Origin of the sequence: Pokkaliibacter sp. MBI-7 (assembly GCF_029846635.1) — a bacterium.
In the GTDB taxonomy this organism is placed as follows: domain Bacteria; phylum Pseudomonadota; class Gammaproteobacteria; order Pseudomonadales; family Balneatricaceae; genus Pokkaliibacter.
The window spans coordinates 2,034,549-2,052,636 of record NZ_JARVTG010000001.1 but is presented as its reverse complement, the minus strand read 5'-3'; the positions used below and the strand labels follow the sequence as shown (position 1 = coordinate 2,052,636).

General features: G+C 61.1%; 15 protein-coding genes. 11 read left to right on the top strand and 4 right to left on the bottom strand.

The features are described 5' to 3' along the window. The first annotated feature begins 99 nt into the window (after positions 1-99). Positions 100-657, top strand: a complete 558-nt coding sequence (locus QCD60_RS09125) for a YbhB/YbcL family Raf kinase inhibitor-like protein (RefSeq protein WP_279784486.1) — start codon at positions 100-102, stop codon at positions 655-657. 30 nt (positions 658-687) lie between these two features. Here QCD60_RS09125 and QCD60_RS09120 read toward each other — a convergent pair whose 3' ends face one another. Beyond that, complete coding sequence (locus QCD60_RS09120) at positions 688-1,509, bottom strand: AraC family transcriptional regulator (RefSeq protein WP_279784484.1); 822 nt, start codon at positions 1,507-1,509, stop codon at positions 688-690. A gap of 401 nt (positions 1,510-1,910) precedes the next feature. On the opposite strand from QCD60_RS09120, the gene QCD60_RS09115 reads away from it, so the two are divergent. The 4 genes from QCD60_RS09115 to QCD60_RS09100 all read left to right on the top strand — a co-directional run bounded on the left by QCD60_RS09115 (position 1,911) and on the right by QCD60_RS09100 (position 7,748). Then, a complete protein-coding gene (locus QCD60_RS09115; RefSeq protein ID WP_279784482.1) occupies positions 1,911-2,417 on the top strand; it encodes a sigma-70 family RNA polymerase sigma factor in 507 nt (168 codons plus the stop codon). Between the two features lie 19 nt (positions 2,418-2,436). After that, positions 2,437-3,432: a FecR domain-containing protein gene (locus QCD60_RS09110; RefSeq protein WP_279784480.1), complete on the top strand. Its 996-nt coding sequence runs from the start codon at positions 2,437-2,439 to the stop codon at positions 3,430-3,432. A gap of 303 nt (positions 3,433-3,735) precedes the next feature. Beyond that, the gene (locus tag QCD60_RS09105; RefSeq protein ID WP_279784478.1) at positions 3,736-6,186 is read left to right on the top strand and encodes a TonB-dependent receptor; all 2,451 of its coding nucleotides are present in this window, start codon (positions 3,736-3,738) and stop codon (positions 6,184-6,186) included. Positions 6,187-6,368: 182 nt separating this feature from the next. Further along, entirely contained in the window at positions 6,369-7,748 is a 1,380-nt protein-coding gene (locus tag QCD60_RS09100) for a PepSY-associated TM helix domain-containing protein (RefSeq protein WP_279784476.1), read from the top strand. Here QCD60_RS09100 and QCD60_RS09095 read toward each other — a convergent pair. Then, entirely contained in the window at positions 7,730-9,352 is a 1,623-nt protein-coding gene (locus QCD60_RS09095) for a methyl-accepting chemotaxis protein (RefSeq protein WP_279784474.1), read from the bottom strand. The genes QCD60_RS09100 and QCD60_RS09095 overlap by 19 nt on opposite strands. 393 nt (positions 9,353-9,745) lie before the next feature. On the opposite strand from QCD60_RS09095, the gene QCD60_RS09090 reads away from it, so the two are divergent. The 4 genes from QCD60_RS09090 (at position 9,746) to QCD60_RS09075 (ending at position 15,241) form a co-directional block, all read left to right on the top strand. After that, a complete protein-coding gene (locus QCD60_RS09090) occupies positions 9,746-10,249 on the top strand; it encodes a sigma-70 family RNA polymerase sigma factor (RefSeq protein ID WP_279784472.1) in 504 nt (167 codons plus the stop codon). A gap of 14 nt (positions 10,250-10,263) precedes the next feature. Then, positions 10,264-11,235: a FecR domain-containing protein gene (locus QCD60_RS09085; protein ID WP_279784470.1), complete on the top strand. Its 972-nt coding sequence runs from the start codon at positions 10,264-10,266 to the stop codon at positions 11,233-11,235. Positions 11,236-11,562: 327 nt separating this feature from the next. After that, entirely contained in the window at positions 11,563-13,998 is a 2,436-nt protein-coding gene (locus tag QCD60_RS09080) for a TonB-dependent siderophore receptor (protein WP_279784468.1), read from the top strand. A 1-nt stretch (position 13,999) separates the two neighbouring features. Further along, on the top strand, positions 14,000-15,241 hold the full coding sequence (locus tag QCD60_RS09075; protein WP_279784466.1) for a PepSY-associated TM helix domain-containing protein: 1,242 nt from the start codon (positions 14,000-14,002) through the stop codon (positions 15,239-15,241). A gap of 162 nt (positions 15,242-15,403) precedes the next feature. Here the strand turns inward: QCD60_RS09075 and QCD60_RS09070 are convergent, their stop codons facing one another. Together QCD60_RS09070 and QCD60_RS09065 are read right to left on the bottom strand one after the other, a co-directional pair. After that, positions 15,404-16,297, bottom strand: coding sequence for an alpha/beta fold hydrolase (locus QCD60_RS09070; RefSeq protein ID WP_279784464.1), 894 nt, complete (start codon positions 16,295-16,297; stop codon positions 15,404-15,406). A gap of 155 nt (positions 16,298-16,452) precedes the next feature. Then, on the bottom strand, positions 16,453-16,758 hold the full coding sequence (locus QCD60_RS09065; protein ID WP_279784462.1) for a LysR substrate-binding domain-containing protein: 306 nt from the start codon (positions 16,756-16,758) through the stop codon (positions 16,453-16,455). Positions 16,759-16,817: 59 nt separating this feature from the next. On the opposite strand from QCD60_RS09065, the gene QCD60_RS09060 reads away from it, so the two are divergent. Both QCD60_RS09060 and QCD60_RS09055 read left to right on the top strand, forming a co-directional pair. Beyond that, positions 16,818-16,988: a hypothetical protein gene (locus tag QCD60_RS09060; RefSeq protein ID WP_279784459.1), complete on the top strand. Its 171-nt coding sequence runs from the start codon at positions 16,818-16,820 to the stop codon at positions 16,986-16,988. 174 nt (positions 16,989-17,162) lie between these two features. Further along, positions 17,163-18,026, top strand: a complete 864-nt coding sequence (locus QCD60_RS09055) for an aldo/keto reductase family oxidoreductase (protein WP_279784457.1) — start codon at positions 17,163-17,165, stop codon at positions 18,024-18,026. The last annotated feature ends 62 nt before the right edge of the window (positions 18,027-18,088 follow it).

The window sequence follows — 18,088 nt, the reverse complement described above, 5'->3', positions numbered from 1 at the left end:
AAGGAAATGGGCTAAAACCTGGCTGTTTTGCGGATAATTTACCCGCCGGTGGCTGGTTAGCATAAACGCCTTCTTTCACTGTTATTCACGGAGCGTTTTATGAGCACTTTCGCAGCCAGAATGGCCTTTCCTGCAATGATGCTGGGCGCCGTAGCGGCGAATGCAGGGGCATTTGAACTGACCAGCACCGATATGGCCAATGGCCAGCCCCTGACCAGCCGTCAGGAATATCAGGGCTTTGGTTGCAGTGGCGATAACCTGTCACCGCAGCTGTCGTGGTCAGGCGCACCGGCAGGCACGAAAGCCTTTGCCGTGTTTGCCTATGATCCTGATGCGCCAACGGGCAGCGGCTGGTGGCACTGGCAGGTGGTGAACATTCCTGCCGGGGTCAGCTCTCTGGCGACCGGTGCCGGTGATCCGGCCAGACAGCTGATGCCTGCCGGGGCGGTGCAGCGTAACAATGACTATGGCCAGCCGGGTTTTGGTGGCGCCTGCCCGCCCGCGGGTGATCATGCCCACCGCTATCAGTTCACCGTGTACGCGCTGGCACATACGCTGGAGCTGCCGGCCAATGCCTCCGCCGCCCTGACCGGCTATATGGTCAAAGCCAGTGCGCTGGGGTCGGCGACACTGGAGGCGCTCTATCAGCGTCCCTGATCACAGACTCACACTCTGCTGCGCGCAGGCTCAGGGCTGCTGCTCCACGCTGCTTTTGCGGGTCTTGCGCAGCTCCGTGGGCGTCAGCCCGAACTGGGCTTTGAAGCGCTGGGTAAAGCGAGACTGCGACTGATAACCGCAGCGGTCAGAGATCAGATTGATGCTGTCATCGGTGGTTTGCAGCAGATGCAGGCCGTGGCCCAGACGGGCGCGGTCCTTGATGGCCATCACGCTGGTCTGTTCCTGACGCAGCTTGCGCCGCAGGGTGGAGTCGCTCATGGCCAGCCGGGCACAGAGATCCTCGACGCTGATGTCCTGAAAACGGTTGGCCCGGAACAGGTCGTTGATTTTCTGGCTGATGGTCGGTTTGCCTTTCATCCGGGTGACGGCGGTATAACCCAGATGAAACAACAGGGCGAGCAACTCGCGTCTGCGCAGGGCGATCATGGCCGCGGGGGCCCAGCTGGCAATCTGCACAAACTGCTGCAGCCACTGCTGCAGTTCCAGACCGGTGGTACCGATAAAGTACGCCAGCCTGTCCTCCACCACGGCGGGCAGGTCACTGAAGTCAGCTGCATCGAACTCTAGGATCAGCGCGAAGTAGGGTTTGTCTCTGGGGATATTGCGAATGTCGATGGCATAGCTGTCAGACAGAAAGACAAACTCCCCCTTCTGGCAGCGCGAGCGCGGCTCCCTGCCCAGCTCCTTCTCGCCACTGAGAACAAAGATCAGCAAGGGTCTGGCAATCGGCACGTTGACCAGCGTCTGCTCATGAAACGAGGAGTACACCGCGAAGGGCAGCGTGCTCTGCTGCTGGGTCAGCTGTGTGATGGTGGCGATCAGGTCGTCCATGTTTCCCCCGGTTATCCTGTCTCTGCCGGTGCTCTGCTCAGGCAGGCAAAGGCCAGCTATTGTAGGGCAGTTGCCGGATGGCCACACCCCGCCATTCAGGTTGGAGGCCGCCGTTGTTGGCCGTCTGCAGGCGTGATAACAGGGCACAAGGCGATGGCTGAGCATGGTTCGCCGCCATCAGCGAAAACACTTTGCATAGAAAGTGACCACTTGTTTCTGCGCGTCAATGGCTGATAAGATGCGAACAATTCTCAGGCGCATTATCTTTACGCCTGTATCGTCGCAGCCCGTGGTACTGACAGAGGTCGGCACAACGGCTGAGATGATTCCCCCTCAACCTGTCGAGTATATCGACCACGGCGCTCACGGAGCCGAATGCCGCGGTCGAACAGAATAGTGTTATGACCACGAGCCGCTCCACTGCCAGCCTGTTTCATCATTTCTATTCCGACCACCACCGCTGGCTGCTGGGCTGGCTTGGTCGTCGTCTGGGCTGTCGCGAGCAGGCGGCTGATCTGGCGCAGGATACCTTCGTCAAGGTACTGACCGGCAGTGAAGTCAGCCAGATTGCCGAGCCGCGTGCCTTCCTCACTACGATTGCCCGCCGCGTGCTGTCCAACCATTACCGCCGTCAGCAGGTAGAACGCGCCTATCTTGAAGCATTGGCCGTGATGGCTGATGAAGTGTCGGTCTCGCTGGAAGAACAGGCGGAAATGCTGGAAACCCTGCTGGAAATTGACCGCCTGCTGGATGGCCTGCCACCTCAGGTGCAGCAGACCTTTCTGCTGGTGCAGCTGGATGGCCTGAGCTATGCCTGTGTGGCCGAACAGCTGGGCATCTCGGTTGCCACCGTCAAACGCTATCTGGTCAGAGCCGGCGAGCGTTGCTTCTTTGCCACGCTGGACTGACCGACGCGGAACCTGACCCATGACCATGAATCCTTCAGAAAGCACCCCCATCGCTCCGCATATTGCCCGTCAGGCGGTGCAGTGGTGGGTCGATTTGCAGGCGGATGATCTGACCGTCGAACTGGAGCAGCGCTTGCAGCAGTGGCGTGATGCCGACAGTGAACATGAACGGGCCTGGCAGCGCATCGAAAGTATCCATGGCCGCTGGCAGCAGGTGCCGGGCAGGCTGGCTCGTGCCACCCTGCTACCCCTGCAGGAGCAGAGCCGGGCGCTCAGCCGCCGTCAGGCGGTGAAGCTGCTGACCAATCTGCTGATCGTCGGAGGCAGTGGCTGGATGCTGTGGCAGGGCACCCCCTGGCAGGATGTGATTGCTGATTACCACACCGCCCCGGGCGAGCAGCGTCAGGTGGAGCTGGAAGACGGTTCGCTGCTATGGCTCAACACCAACACCTCGGTGGCGGTGCAGTACAGCGACAGTGAAAGGCGGCTGCGGCTGTATCGCGGTGAGGTGCTGCTGGAAAGTGCACATCAGCGGTACCAGAGGGTTGACCCCCGGCCGCTGCGGGTGCGTACCGAGCAGGGCACGGTGGAAGCACTGGGCACCCGCTTCCGGGTATATCAGCAGCAGGATGAAACTGAAGTGGCTGTGCTGGACGGGGCGGTGGCTATCGAGCCAGTGCAGGACGGTAGCCGTCGCACGGTGCTGCAGGCCGGTCAGCAGACACGTTTCTCGCGCTTCAGCAGCGACGACCCACAGCCGCGGGAGGACAGCCGTGATGCCTGGCTCAACGGCATGCTGGTGGCGCGTAACCAGCGTCTGGACCAGTTTCTTGCCGAGCTGGCGCGCTATCGCCGTGGCCATCTGGGCTGCGATGACGGCGTTGCCGCGCTGCGGGTGTCGGGAACGTATCCGCTGCGGGATACCGATGCCATTCTGGCTGCCATCGAAGCCCTGTTACCGGTGCGGCAGCAGCGCCTGACACGGTATTGGATCAATCTGGCGGCGGCTTACTGAGCGGCGGCGAGTGTCGCTGTGACAGAGGGCTGCGGTGCGGTTTATGCCTCAGCGCATCCTGCGGGGTGAGTCCGACTGCGGTGTGGTTTATGCCTCAGTACATCCAATAAGGTGATGGCAGAGGGCGGGTTTATCCGTTGCATGACTCGGGGATGACGCAGGGTGTGGTGAACGCAGTGAACCGCACCGTGGCTGGAATCCGGCACCCTCAAAAACTTTTTTGCGAAAAAAGCGTATTTCACTGAGCTGATTTTCATTCTCAGGTGACAGGGATAGTAAACCTTCTCTCGGAGCTGAATTCCTGTGACCCCTCTGCGCCACTCCCTGCTGCAACCCAGGCTGCTCAGTCTGGCCATCCATCGTCGCCTGCTGGCGGCAGCTGTCGTTGCCATGCCCCTGCTGGCGGTCATGCCGGTGCAGGCCGAGGAAGCCGTGCAGTCATTCCAGATTGCCGCCGGTCCGCTGGATACGGCGCTGAATCAGCTCGGCCAGCATGCCGGCATCCTGCTGTCGTACCGCCCGGACATGACGGCCGGTTTGCAGAGCAGTGGCTTGCAGGGCAGCTACAGTGCCGCGGCGGCACTGCGGGTGCTGCTGCAGGGCAGTGGGCTGGTGGCGGTGCAGACCGGCAACAACGCCTTTACCCTGCAACCTGCCCCAAAGACGGACGGTGATGACCTGCTGCTGCCGGCAGTATCCATCACCGGTCAGGGTGTCAGCACCGGCGGTGATGTGCTGCCTGATACCTATGCCGGCGGCTATGTGGCCAAAGGCGGGCGGCTGGGTGTGCTCGGTGAACAGGAGGCGGCCAATGTGCCCTTCAGTGTGGTGGGGTACACCGACAGGCTGATCCGCGACCAGCAGGCGGAAACCCTGGCGGCGGTGCTGGATAACGATGCCTCGGTGGTATCGGGTTTTGGCTATGGCAACTACGCAGAAAAATTCGTGATCCGTGGCTTTGAGCTGAATGGCGAGGATGTGTCTTACGGTGGCCTGTATGGTGTGCTGCCGCGGCAGATAGTCTCTACCAACATTGCTGAGCGGGTAGAGCTGTTCAAGGGCGCTAATGCGTTCCTCAACGGCGTGTCGCCCACCGGCACCGGTATCGGCGGTACCGTCAATATTGAACCCAAACATGCCGGCGACGAGCCGCTGCCCCGTCTGCAGCTGGATTATGGCAACGGCGCCCAGACTGGTCTGTCCGCGGATATCAGCCGCCGTTTCGGCGCCGAGCAGCAGTTCGGTGTGCGGGTCAATGCGTTGCAGCGTGAAGGCGACACCGCCATCGACAACGAATCCCGGCGCACCACTCTGGCCAGCGTCGGTCTGGATTACCGGGGTGAACGCTTCAACACCTCGCTGGATGTCGGCTATCAGAAGCAGGATGTCGATGCCGGGCGCTCGGTGGTGTATGCAGGCACTATCACCAAAGTGCCCGATGCACCGGACGCCGATACCAACTATTCGCCCGGCTGGACCGAAAGCCAGATGGAAACCACCTTCGCGCTCTGGCGCGGTGAGTATCAGCTTACTCCGGAGTGGACAGCCTATGCGGCACTGGGTGGCAACAAGACTCAGGAAGTAGGGCAGTACGCGTCGCCCACGGTCAACGATGATGACGGCAATGCCACCCTGCTGCGTCTGGGGGTGCCCTACCGGGCGCAGTCGCTGTCGGGTAATCTCGGCGTGCGGGGCAACTTCGTGACCGGTGATATCAGCCATCAGCTGAATCTGGGTTATTCCGGTTTTGCCCGGCGTACCAATACCGCCTACACCATGGCCTGGCCTTATGCGGCGACCAATATCTATGATCCGGTGGATATCGCCTATCAGCCGACGGTGTTTGCTGACGGTGACTGGGATGACCCCCATGTGCGCTCCCGGGTACGTATGGATGGGGTATCGCTGTCTGACACCCTGGGCTTTATGGATGACCGTCTGCTGCTGACGCTCGGTGGCCGTCAGCAGTGGCTCAAGTCTGCCAACTACAGTTACGCCGGAGCGCTGGAGGGTGACCTCTACCAGGAGTCTGCGCTGTCGCCGGTGGCGGGGGTGGTGTACAAGCCCTGGCAGCATATCTCGGTCTATGCCAACCATATTGAAGGGCTGCAGGTGGGGGATACCGCGCCCACATCGACAGGGCTGGATAACGCGGGTGCCATGCTGGACCCCTATATTTCCCGCCAGAATGAAGTGGGTATCAAACTGGATTACGAGCATATCGGTGGCAGCGTGGCGCTGTTTGAAATTACCAAACCCTCTGCCTCGACTGACACGGCATCGAATCGGTATGCCACCAATGGCAAACAGCGTAATCGCGGGGTGGAGGTCAGCCTGTACGGCGAACCGCTGTCCGGGCTGGTGCTGAATGGCAGTGCGACCTGGATGGATCCGAAGATTATCGCCTCCACCGTGGAGAGCAATATCGGCAAGGATGCCGTGGGCGTGCCTGATTATCGCCTCAGCCTCGGTGCCGCACTGCAGGTGGCGGCGGTGGACGGGCTGCAGCTGAATGGCCGGGTGATCCGTACCGGTGCGCAGTATCTCGACGATGCCAACAACCTCCGGGTTGACCCCTGGACCCGGCTTGATCTGGGTGCCAGCTACCGCATGCGCGCCTATGCGCAGGACCTGACCTGGCGCCTGACCGTCAACAACGTGCTGAATGAGAACTACTGGGCCTCGGCGACCGGCGGCTATCTGACGCAGGGGGCGCCGCGGGAAGTCAGGGTGTCGCTGGCCACCGAGTTTTAACAGGTCGTTGAAAATCTATCTGCGTTGCCGAATACCGCGTCAAAAACAGGCTAAAAATGCTCATTTAGTCCACTAAACTCCGCTTTTTCGCCTGTTTTTTCCTTGTCTCGGCTGCCTCGATAACGTTTTTCAACAGCCTGTTAAGCAACAGACAGCCAGTACATGGAGCAAGAGGCGGGACGATGAGCAAGGGCGGTGCAGGGGTGAAAAAGTGGATGGCGCAGCTGCATCGCTGGCTGGGGCTGACGTCGGCGCTGTTCCTGTTTGTCGCCGGGCTGACCGGCGCCATCATCTCCTGGGATCATGAGCTGGACGAATGGCTGAATGGCCAGCTGTACGATATCGACAGCCACGGTGCCTATCAGTCACCGCTGGCACTGGCGGATCAGCTGGAGGCGAACGATCCGCGTATTCGGGTGTCGTTCTTTCCGCTGCAGTTTGAGCCGGGCCATGCCGCCGTCTACTACGTCAAACCGGCAGTGAATCCGGCTACCGGCCAGCTTTACGAGCTGGATTACAATCAGGTGTTCGTCAATCCGGTGACCGGCGCCATTGTCGGCACCCGCGACTGGGGCAGGATCGCACTGGACCGCGAACACCTGCTGCCGTTTCTTTACAAGCTGCACTACAGCTTTCAGCTGCCGGCGTTTGCCGGGATTGATCGCTGGGGCTACTGGCTGATGGGCGGGGTAGCGCTGATCTGGCTGTTTGACACCTTTATCGCTGCTTACCTGACCCTGCCGTCGCGACGGTCGCCCCCTTCAGTACCGGCGGGCGGCAGGGCGGTCAGCGATAACCCCCGCCGCTTCTGGCAGCGCTGGGCACCGGCGTGGAAGATCAAATGGAACGCCAGCGCCTTCCGGCTCAATTACAGCCTGCATCTGGCGGCGGGGCTGTGGGTATTCAGCCTGCTGCTGATTCTCGCCCTGACCTCGGTATCCCTGAATCTCTATGCCGAAGTGTTCCGGCCTCTGCTGGAAAAAGTCTCGACCCTGACCCCGGACCCCTTTACCCAGCGTCGACCACAGCCGCTGACCGCACCGATTGTGCCGCAGCTCGACCGGCAGGCGATTCTGGCCGATGCCCGGCAACTGGCCCGGCACAGGGGCTGGAGTGAGCCGGCGGGCAGTCTGTTCTACGCCTCGGCCTGGGGCATCTATGGCGTGGGCTTCTTCCAGCCGGGGGATGATCACGAGGGCGGTGGCATGCGGATGAAGTGGCTGTATCTGGATGGCGATAGCGGCGCTGAGCTGGGGGCCCGGGTGCCCTGGCAGGGCACAGCCGCCGATATCTTTGTGCAGCTGCAGTTCCCCCTGCATTCGGGGCGCATTCTCGGCTTGCCGGGGCGCATCATCATCTCCCTGATGGGGCTGGTGGTGGCCATGCTGTCGCTGACCGGGGTGATCATCTGGGCGAAAAAACGCAAAGCCCGGCGCAAGCAGGCCCGCTACCAGCAGCAGAAAATACAGACGGTCACCGTCAGCCCACGTGCGGCGACTGCTGCTCTTCAACCCGCACCCGGCGCGATCCGACCCCGGAGCGGTCAGGCAGAAATACGCTGAGTCAGGGCATGCAGCTCGCCGGACAGCAGGTGCAGGTTCTTGCTGGCGCGAGCTGTATTGTTGACCTCTTCCTGATTGGCGCTGGCAATATCGGTGATCTGGGTGATATTGCGGCTGATGTCTTCCGCCACGCTGGTCTGCTGCTCGGCGGCAGTGGCAATCTGCCGGTTCATATCGCGAATCGATTCGATGGCCAGGGTGATCTGCTGCAGCCGGTCACCGGCGCGGTTGACGTGCTGCATCCCCAGTTCACTGCGTGACTGACCGCTGCCGATGGCTCTGGAAGCTTCTTCGGCACCATGCTGGACGTTGTGGATGATCTGCTGAATCTCCGCAGTGGACTCTGCCGTGCGCTGCGCCAGGGTGCGCACCTCATCGGCCACGACGGCAAAGCCGCGGCCGGTATCCCCCGCCCGGGCGGCTTCAATGGCGGCGTTGAGGGCGAGCAGATTGGTCTGTTCGGCAATGCCCTGAATCACATCGAGTACCTTGCCGATGCGGGTGCTTTCACCTTCCAGCCGCCGGATCACCTCACTGGTGTGATTGATCTGCACCAGCATGTCTTCCATCGCCCGGATGGTTTCCTGCATCACCTGACCGCCTTCCTGTGCATTGTGCTCTGCCTCGTCGGCGGCGTGGGCCGCATCGCCTGCGTGTTTGGCCACCTCGGCAGAGGAGGCCGACATCTCCTGCATGGCGGTGGCCACCTGATCGGTGCGATCAAACTGATCGTGGCTGCCTTTGGCCATACGGGTCGCAATGGTATTCAGCTCGCCGCTGGCGCGGTCCAGCTCGGCGGTGCTGTGCTGCAGGCGGGTGAAGGTTTCCTCAAGGAAGCTGCGCAGCTGGTTGGCGGCACGGGCCAGAGTGCCCAGCTCATCCTGCCGCTGCACCGTGATGGGAGCGCCGAGCCGCCCTTCGCTGAGTTTGTCGATCTGGGTAATCAGGTGGGTGATGGGGTTGACCAGCGAGCGGTTGACCAGCCACTGGCTGAGCAGGCCGATCACAACCGCAGCGACACACAGCACCAGCAAACCGGCCCACATGGTCTTGTCGGCGGCAGCATTGAGCTGTTCACCGCTGGCCAGGGCATGCTGGTTGAGGCTGTCCGACAGCTGCAACAGATGGCTGCTGAACTCACGGTCGATACCACGGGCACTGCGGTCACCGGCGGTAGGGTCCATGTTGGCAGCCAGATAGGCTTCGCGGCTGCTGCGGTAACGCAATGCCAGCTGCTGATGCTGCTGGATAAGCTGGCTGATTTCCGCCTGCGTGGCGGTGTCGATATCCAGCTGGCTGATCTTTTTCAGGGTGCTTTGTACCGTGGCTTCGGCTTTCTCGAACTGGCCCCAGTACTTGTGCTGATCATCAGGATTGGCGCCGCGCAGCAGCACGTCCTTCCATTCCTGCACCTGCCCCTTGAACTGCAGATTGGCCTCGTTGATCAGATTGGCCGCCGCCACCGGATGTTCCAGCAGGGTGCGGTAGCTGCGAATGGTATTGGACAGCGAGTTGACCGTGGCCAGCGCCACCAGCAGCATCAGCAGCAGGCTGCCCGCCATCAGCATGAGGGTTTTCATGCGCAGAGAAGCATTAAGGAACATGGCGAGCACCTCAGGTAAGTGAATGGTCGTGGTGATCTTCCCTGGCTCCGGTAACCGTCCTGAGGTGCAAGTGTAGTCAATGCGGGATTGGTTGTTTTGTGAACAGCCTGCTTTGTCGGGTATTTATTTACTCCGGCGTGATGGGGGCAGTGTTCGGCGGTGTCGTTGCTATTGCCGTGCTTTTTACCCTGTCTTGCCGGCGCCCGTGTTCAGTGGCTCAGGGTGATGGCAATCTGCTGCACGTGGCCTTATTGCTGCCCTTGTGTTTCGATCTTTTTCATTGATAAGATGCGAACAATTCTCAAAAGCATTCTTGTCTCCTGGAACTGCTGTGGTTTCGTCAGTGCCGTTTCACTGACCATCACGTTCATCAATTGCTGGTTCGCACCCACCATGTCAGTCACTTCTTCCGACACTCTGGATATTGGTCAGTTGTATCAGGCCCATCAGCCGTGGCTGCAGGGCTGGCTGAAACGTCAGCTGGGGTGTCGGAGTCTGGCGGCGGATCTTTCCCATGACACCTTTGTGCAGGTACTTGCAGGCAACGCGGTTGATGACATCCGTGAGCCGCGAGCCTGGCTGCTGGTGATTGCCAGACGGGTATTGTTCAACTTCTGGCGTCGTCGCGATCTGGAACAGGCCTATCTGGAAGTGCTGGCCAGTCTGCCGGAGCCGCTGGCGCCGTCTGAAGAAGAACGGGCACTGGTGTTTGAAGCCCTGGCACAGCTCGATCAGGCACTGGCTGAGGTCTCGCAGCGGGCCCGGCAGGTGTTTCTGCTCAGCCAGCTGGAACAGCTGACCTACGCGCAGATTGCCGAGCAGCTGCAGATCAGCCCGATGACGGTGCGCCGTGATATGCACGCGGCCATCCGCGCCTGCTGCCAGCTGCAGCCATGAAAGGAGTGTCAGACATGGGTGACAGTTCACCGCTACAGGGCGAGCAGCCAACGGCGCTGGATCAGGCCATTGACTGGATGGTGCAGATGCAGTCGGGCGAGGTTGGTGCCGACGAGCGGCATGCCTGGCAACGCTGGCTGGAGGCCTCAACGAGCCATCGTCAGGCCTGGGAGCAGGTGTCTCAGGCACTGGGGCGCACGGTGGTGCCACTGCGTCAGCACCATATTCCGGCACAGCTGCCACAGCAGGCCATGGCCGATACCGATGTGCGCGGGCTGTCACGGCGACGGCTGCTGGGAGGCAGTCTGATGCTGGCGGGACTGGCCGCTGGCAGTGGCTGGCTGCTGCATCAGCAGCAGTGGCTGGCCGATTTGCGTACCGGGGTGGCCGAGCGCCGCCGCTTCAGCCTGCCGGATGGCAGCAAGGTGCTGCTGGATGCCTGTTCGGCGGTGGATGTGCAGTTTGATCAGCAGCGGCGTGGGCTGTACTTGCGTCGTGGGGCACTGCAAATTCAGGGAAGCGAGGACGCTGCCCGACCGCTGCAGGTCAGCACGGCGGAAGGACAGGTACAGGTGCTCGGGCAGCAACTGATGGTACGTCAGGGTGAAGATCAGACACTGGTGCTGGCACAGGATCAGGGGGCCATGGTGGCCAATCAGGCCGGTCAGGTGCAATGGCTCAAGCAGGGGCAGGGCCTGTGGTTTACTGCTGACCGGGTGGGTACGCCGCAGCGCGACCTGCTGGATCTGGCGGCCTGGCAACATGGCATGCTGGTGGTACGTGACCGGCCACTGGCGGAAGTGGTGGCGGCGCTGCGGCCCTATCGACATGGCCTGCTGCGGGTCGCGCCAGAGGTAGCCGGGTTGCGTGTGCTTGGTGCCTTCCCGTTGGATGACAGTGACCGGCTGCTGACGTCGCTGGCACAGACGCTGCCGATCCGGGTGAGTTATTACAGTGATCTGCTGGTGATGATCGAGGCGGCCTGAGCGGTTGCCGTTATCTCTTGTTCCCAAATGGGCGACAGGAACGGGGCGGCTCCGTGCTGCCGTCTGTTCTGCCCCGTCGTTTGTTGCTTATCCTTCGCTCGCTGCCTTGTCACTGTCTTCGGCACCGCTGTCTTTTGCCTCTTCCCCCTCTGATGTGAATGGTCTGCCCGGTAGTTTTTTATAAAAAAATGCCCGGGCCATGAACACTTTTGCGTGGCTCGTTGCACATCCCTGATAGAAGCCAGAAATTTCCCCTGTTTAGCACCTGCGCCTTCGCGCTGCTGGCCAGCGCCGGACAGGTCATTACCTGTGTCACGAGGTTTGAGCATGTCATCCACTTTCTCCTTGCCAGCAGCAGCCACTGTCGTGGCTGTCTCATCCCCTTCAGTTGAACGCCGGCAAGGCTTTCTGCGGCCCACCCTGCTGGCCACGGCCATCGCACTGGGCAGCCTGTCGCTGCAGGTGCAGGCCGACAGTGTGCAGTCATTTCAGGTGCCCGCCGGGCCGCTGGCTGAAGTGCTGCTCAGTATTGCCAACCAGAGCGGGCAGGCTGTCTCGGTAGACCCTTCGCTGGTTCAGGGGCTGCAGGCTCAGGCAGTGCAGGGCACCATGAGTGTCGAACAGGCTCTGCGTGAGGCCCTTCAGGGGACGCAGCTGCAGGTCGAGACCACCGCCAACGGCACCTATACCGTGCGGCCCCTGACCACCTCATCCGGGGAAACCCTGCTGCCCGCGCTGGATGTCAGTTTCAGCCTGGGTAACAACCTTGGTGAAGTGGACGGCTATCAGGCGACCCACAGCAGTGTGGCGACCAAGACCAGCAAGGCCCTGCTGGAAACCTCGCAGTCGGTGTCGGTGGTCACCGCCGCCCAGATCGAGGATCAGGGCAGCAAGACGGTGCAGCAGTCGATGCGTTACACCCCCGGTGTGTTCACCAACCAGATCGGTGCTTCCAACCGTTATGACTATGTGGTCATGCGCGGTTTTGCCGATGGCAGCGTCGACAACATCTATATCGACGGCCTCAAGGCCATGGGCGACGCGGGTACCTACAGTACCCTGCAGGTGGATCCGTACTTTCTTGATCGTATCGATATCGTCAAAGGCCCGTCTTCCGTGCTTTATGGCCGCAGCCTGCCCGGTGGGCTGGTGGCGCTGACCAGCAAGAAGCCGCTGGATGAGGCCTATCACGAGGTACAGCTGACGGTGGGGACGCAGGGGCAGCGCGGGGCCGGCTTCGATTTCTCCGGCCCGCTGGGCAACAGTGGCAAGTTCAACTATCGGCTGGTCGGGCTGGCTGATTACTCCGACACCCAGTATGACTATGCCAAGGAAGAGCGCTATGCCATTGCGCCAACGCTGGATGTGCATCTCAGCGACGACACCGTCCTGACACTGCAGGCGTATCTGCAGCATGATCCCAATGGTGGTTACCACAGTGGCGTGCCTGCTTCCGGCAGTATCACCCGCCGTGACGGCCAAACCATCTCCAGTCATTTCTTCGATGGTGAACCTGCCTACGATGGCTTCAGCCGCACACAACAGCTGCTGGGCTACCAGCTCAGTCATCGCTTCAACGATACCTGGTCATTCCGCCAGAACGTGCGTTACCTGGACTCGAAGGTGGAAAACAGCCAGGTCTACGGTTACGGCTACAGCAGTGGTAACGAGCTGACCCGTTACTACTCAGGCGCTGACGAAAACCTGCACGCCTATGCCATCGACAACCTGGTACAGGCCGAGGCGGATTGGGGCAGCAGCCATCACACGGTGCTGGGCGGACTGGATTACCAGCGTCGCTGGGGGGATGTGCTGTGGACCTCCGGTACGGCGACCGGGCTGGACGTGTTTGACCCCAGCTATGGTGGCGCGGTGACCATCTACCCGACCTGGACCACCAGCTATGATCGCCGTCTGGAGCAGACCGGTGTCTATGTGCAGGATCTGATCGACTACGGTGCCTGGCGCTTCTCGCTGGGCGGGCGTCAGGACTGGGTGGATGTCAGTGTCACTGACCGGCTGTATGGCGGTACCACGGCAGACAGTCGTCAGGCATTCAGTGGCCGTGCCGGTGCGCTGTACCTGCTCGACAACGGCGTGGCTCCGTACCTGAGCTATTCACAGTCATTCAATCCCAACTCCTACAACGACGAGAACGGCAAGCCGCTGGCGCCGACCGAAGGCGAACAGTGGGAGCTGGGGCTGAAGTTCCAGCCGGACGACAGCGATGACCTCTATACTCTGGCGCTGTTCCATATCAATCAGAAGAACGTAGCCACCAAGGAGCCGCAGAACAACTGGTATTCCTCGGTCGGCGAGGTGCGTTCGCAGGGCGTGGAGCTGGAGGCCAAGAGCCATCTGACCGAGCAGCTCAGCCTGATGGCAGGCTACACCTACACGGACATCGTCTATGCCCGTGCCGAGGATGGCACCGAGGGCAACACGCCTAATCAGGCTCCCCGTCACATGGCCTCGCTGTGGGCGGATTATGCCTTTAGCCACGGCCTGAATCTGGGTGGCGGCGTGCGTTATGTCGGTACCAGCTGGGCGGACAAGGAAAACACCCTCAAGGTACCGGCCTATACGCTGGTGGATATGTCCGTGCGCTACGACCTCGGCCAGCTGGGGCTGAAAGGGCTGAAAGCCAGCCTCAATGCCAACAACCTGCTGAACAAGGAATATGTGGCGTCCTGCTATAACCTGTCGTACTGCTACTTCGGCGAAGAGCGCAACGTCACCGCCACATTCAAGTACCAGTTCTGACATGAGTCTGCGCCCCTGGCTGGTTCGCCTGCACCGCTGGTGCGGGCTGCTGATTGCGCTGTTTCTGCTGGTGTCCGGGCTGACCGGGGCGCTGATTTCCTGGGATCATGAGCTGGATGCCTGGCTCAACCCCCGGCTGTTTATCGCCCAGAGCGGGCCACAGCAACAGGTGCTGAGCGGGCTGGAGATTGCCAATCGCCTTGAGCAGACAGACCCGCGATTGCGGGTTAACTATGTCACCTTCGCGGAAGAGCCGGGCCATACCCTGCTGGTCTATGTGGAAGGACGTACAGACCCGGCCACCGGGCAGCCTTATGTCCTGCCCTTCAATCAGCTGGCTGTTGATCCGGCCACGGCACAGGTGCAGGGGCAGCGGATGTGGGGACAGGTGTCGTTCAGCCGGGAAAACCTGTTGCCCTTCCTCTACAAGTTGCACTACAGCATGCACCTGCCGCTGGCAGGCGGTTATGACACCGGCATGTTGCTGATGGGCAGCATTGCCATCGTCTGGTTCTTCGACTGTTTTATCGCCCTGTGGCTGTCCTTCCCCAACCTGCGCAGCTGGCGCAAATCACTGCAGTTTCGCTGGCGTGACGGTGGCTACAAGCTGCACTTCGACCTGCATCGTTCCGGTGGCGTCTGGCTGTGGCTGCTGCTGGCGGTACTGGCCCTGACCTCCATCTCGATGAATCTGGAAACCCAGTTGATGCGGCCGCTGGTGGCACGTTTTGCCACGCTCAGCCCTAATGCTTTCGATACCCGTACGGCTGGCAGTGCGCAGGATGCAACGCTCAGCCGTGAGCAGATTGTGGCACGGGCACAGCAGGATGGCCGTCAGCGCGGTTTTGCGTATCCCGCCGCCGGTCTTTTCTATGCCTCGGCCTATGGTCTCTATGGTGTGGGGTTCTTCGCTCCCGGCAATGATCACGGCGATGGTGGCCTTGGCAATGCCTGGCTGTATTACGACAGCACGACTGGGGCGGCGGCCGGTGGCGTGATCCCGGGGCAGGGCAGCTGGGGTGATATTTTCCTGCAGGCACAGTTCCCGCTGCATTCCGGGCGCATTATCGGTACACCGGGCAGAGTGCTAATGTCCCTGCTGGGGCTGGCGGTCGCCACGTTATCGCTGACCGGTCTGATTATCTGGGCCAAGAAACGCCACGCCCGACGGCAGCAGGATCGTAAGCGGCAGCGTGCCGCAGAGACAACGGGAATGCGGCCACTTTCGCCCTCTGGTGAGTGATTTTTTCGCCACAGGTCAGTATCCATCGGTGCGGTTCACTGCGTTCACCGCCGTCTATCGGGAGAAGGTGCTTCGTTATCTGGCTGGTGAGGAGGCATTGTCGGGTGAGGTTAGGTGAGGTACGAACCGCACCTCACCTCACCACGTGACCCATCCCATCATCTATTCCTCGATAGCCCTGGCCAGTAGCGGCCACAGCCCCTGATGACTACGGCGGAAAAAGTCGATATGCCCTATATGCTTGAGGCCATACTGCGCCGGTATCAGGGTCTGTACGTCAATCTGTGCGGCGGGGTAGAGGCGGGTCAGATCAGCCACGTTGCCGCGGGTAGCGATAGGGTCATCAACGGCATGGATAAAGGTCATCGGTAGCTGCAGCTGCTGGTGGTAATCCTGCTGGATGTCCGTGCCAAGGGCGTTGGCCACATAGCCCGGGCTGCTGCACCACTGTGACCACTGCCGCGCCACACCGGGTGGCAAGTCTTCTCCCCAGCCGATCCACTGACAGGGTGTGTAGCCCAGCACACCGTTGGCCAGTGGCATATACAGCTTCAGCAGGCCACCGGCCAGCAGGCGGAAATGCAGCGGCGAATAGCCGATATAGCCAGTAGAGGACGCCACGCCGACCATCCGCGCGATGCGCTGGTAGTTGGGTATCACTCCGGTGAACTGGCCTCCGGCACTGTGACCGAACAGCGTCACCTGCTCCAGCCCGGATTCACGGGCCAGCCATTCCAGCATGGCAGGGATATCCTGCTGCCCCCAGTCCTGCTTGCGGGCCTTGCTGTGACGCACATGGGTTTCGTGCAGTGAGGCCCCGATGCCGCGGTAGTCGAAGGTCAGCACGTCGTGGCCGCGTTCACTCAGCCACTGGGCAAAGCTGCGGTAGAAGCCCTGCTTGATTCCGGTGCCGCTGCAGATCAATACGGCCGAGGGCGTACTGCGAGGCGCAGCGGCGGGGTAGAAAGTACCGTGCAGCGTGGTGCCGTCGGCGGTGACCGTCGTTATCGGGCGGGGATGACTGATCGGGGTGTCCAGTGCCTGTGCTGATGACATATCCCACTCCTGAAAGCAGCTGTTGTCGTTGTTTTGGCAGGTAATCAGCAGTTAAGTGACTATTAAGTAAATTCAGTTCACTTAAGTTTTGGCAGTATGAACGGTCGCTGCGGGTTTGGGAATAGACTGGTGAGTCCAGTTTTATGCAGGTGGCATCACTGGCTGTCCTGTTCGCGGATAAAGTCGATAAAGGCCCGCAGTGGGGCAGGCACCAGACGGCGGCCGGAATAGTACAGGTAGGGGCCGGAGAAGCGTTGCCACCAGGGTTCCAGCAGGGGCACCAGCGCACCGCTGTCGAGATGCGGACGCAGCCAGTCTTCGAACAGCATGATGATGCCACTGCCCTGTAATGCGGCGGCCACCGCCAGATCGACCGCACTGCCGATGCTGACGGTCAGCGGGCCATGAGGCTCAATGCAGATCACCTCACCGTCTTTCTCGAACTCCCACAGGGCCCGCATGCCTGTGCTGTAACGTCCGCCCAGACAGGCATGGTGCAGCAGCTCGGTGGGGTGTTGCGATGGAACAGGCGTACACCCAGTTGCTCTTCGGCGCGGCGCACTGCAGTACTGAGCCGGGAGGGGTTGCTGCTGCTGGCGCGGGCGGCCTCGCGAAAGCCACCGGCCTGAGCCACGGCAACAACGGCATGCAGATCGGCAAGATCAACTTTCATGACAATACCTCCGAATGATCCGCTTCATGGTAGCAGGGCGGGGCGCATTCACTGTGCGGTTTCCTGCACAGGCTGTGCTGATTGCGCTGGATAGTCGCACAAGCCCCGGAGGGCTAGTATCACTTCACTCACTCACTCACTCACTCACTCACTCACTTGCTTGTTTTTTGATCATCTGTTGCGGAGGTTGCTATGCCCGCTATTCCAGCCAGCCATTTTGTTCTCGGTGATCGTCAGGTCAGTCGCATGGGATACGGCGCCATGCAACTGGCCGGCCCCGGCGTATTCGGCCCCCCGAAAGATCCGGCGCAGGCCCGGCAGGTGCTGCAGGATGCCATCGCCCTGGGCGTCAACCATATCGACACCTCGGATTTTTACGGCCCCTATGTCACCAACCAGCTGATCCATGACAGCCTGCATCCCTATCCTGAGGCGCTGTGTATCGTCACCAAGATCGGTGCCCGGCGTGATGACAAGGGGGCCTGGCTGCCCGCGTTCTCCCGTGCCGAGCTGATCCAGGCAGTGGAGGACAATCGCCGTCGTCTGGGGCTGGATGTGCTGGAAGTGGTGAATCTGCGCAGCATGCTGGGCATTCACGGGCCAGCGGAAGGGTCGCTGGAGGCGCCGTTGAGTGTGCTGGCCGAGCTGCGTCAGCAGGGGCTGATCAGGCATATCGGCCTGAGCAATGTCACCGCCACGCAGATCGCCGAGGCGCAGAAAATGGTGCCGATTGTCTGTGTGCAGAACCAGTACAACCTGGCTCACCGTGGTGATGATGCGCTGATCGATCTGCTGGCAGCACAAGGCATCGCCTATGTGCCGTTCTTCCCGCTGGGTGGTTTCAGCCCGCTGCAGTCGGAAGCGCTCAATACCGTGGCCGCGCAGTTGCAGGCCACGCCGATGCAGGTGGCACTGGCCTGGCTGCTGCAGCGCTCAGCCAATATTCTGCTGATCCCCGGTACATCGTCGCCGTTACATCTGCGGGAAAACCTGCAGGCGGCGCAGCTGCAGATCCCCGCCGATGCACTGGCGGTGCTGGAGGAAATCGGTCAATAGCAGGCATCGCAACCGCTAAGAGGGGCATTGCAGGGAAGTGATAGCAGGGAGATCAGAGCAGG

What these genes read in the sequence shown, in the direction of transcription:
- QCD60_RS09125 (WP_279784486.1), top strand. Translation starts at nt 100, where the DNA reads ATGAGCACTTTCGCAGCCAGAATGGCCTTTCCTGCAATGATGCTGGGC.
- QCD60_RS09120 (WP_279784484.1), bottom strand. Translation starts at nt 1,509, where the DNA reads ATGGACGACCTGATCGCCACCATCACACAGCTGACCCAGCAGCAGAGC.
- QCD60_RS09115 (WP_279784482.1), top strand. Translation starts at nt 1,911, where the DNA reads ATGACCACGAGCCGCTCCACTGCCAGCCTGTTTCATCATTTCTATTCC.
- QCD60_RS09110 (WP_279784480.1), top strand. Translation starts at nt 2,437, where the DNA reads ATGACCATGAATCCTTCAGAAAGCACCCCCATCGCTCCGCATATTGCC.
- QCD60_RS09100 (WP_279784476.1), top strand. Translation starts at nt 6,369, where the DNA reads ATGAGCAAGGGCGGTGCAGGGGTGAAAAAGTGGATGGCGCAGCTGCAT.
- QCD60_RS09095 (WP_279784474.1), bottom strand. Translation starts at nt 9,352, where the DNA reads ATGTTCCTTAATGCTTCTCTGCGCATGAAAACCCTCATGCTGATGGCG.
- QCD60_RS09090 (WP_279784472.1), top strand. Translation starts at nt 9,746, where the DNA reads ATGTCAGTCACTTCTTCCGACACTCTGGATATTGGTCAGTTGTATCAG.
- QCD60_RS09085 (WP_279784470.1), top strand. Translation starts at nt 10,264, where the DNA reads ATGGGTGACAGTTCACCGCTACAGGGCGAGCAGCCAACGGCGCTGGAT.
- QCD60_RS09080 (WP_279784468.1), top strand. Translation starts at nt 11,563, where the DNA reads ATGTCATCCACTTTCTCCTTGCCAGCAGCAGCCACTGTCGTGGCTGTC.
- QCD60_RS09075 (WP_279784466.1), top strand. Translation starts at nt 14,000, where the DNA reads ATGAGTCTGCGCCCCTGGCTGGTTCGCCTGCACCGCTGGTGCGGGCTG.
- QCD60_RS09070 (WP_279784464.1), bottom strand. Translation starts at nt 16,297, where the DNA reads ATGTCATCAGCACAGGCACTGGACACCCCGATCAGTCATCCCCGCCCG.
- QCD60_RS09065 (WP_279784462.1), bottom strand. Translation starts at nt 16,758, where the DNA reads ATGCGGGCCCTGTGGGAGTTCGAGAAAGACGGTGAGGTGATCTGCATT.
- QCD60_RS09060 (WP_279784459.1), top strand. Translation starts at nt 16,818, where the DNA reads ATGGAACAGGCGTACACCCAGTTGCTCTTCGGCGCGGCGCACTGCAGT.
- QCD60_RS09055 (WP_279784457.1), top strand. Translation starts at nt 17,163, where the DNA reads ATGCCCGCTATTCCAGCCAGCCATTTTGTTCTCGGTGATCGTCAGGTC.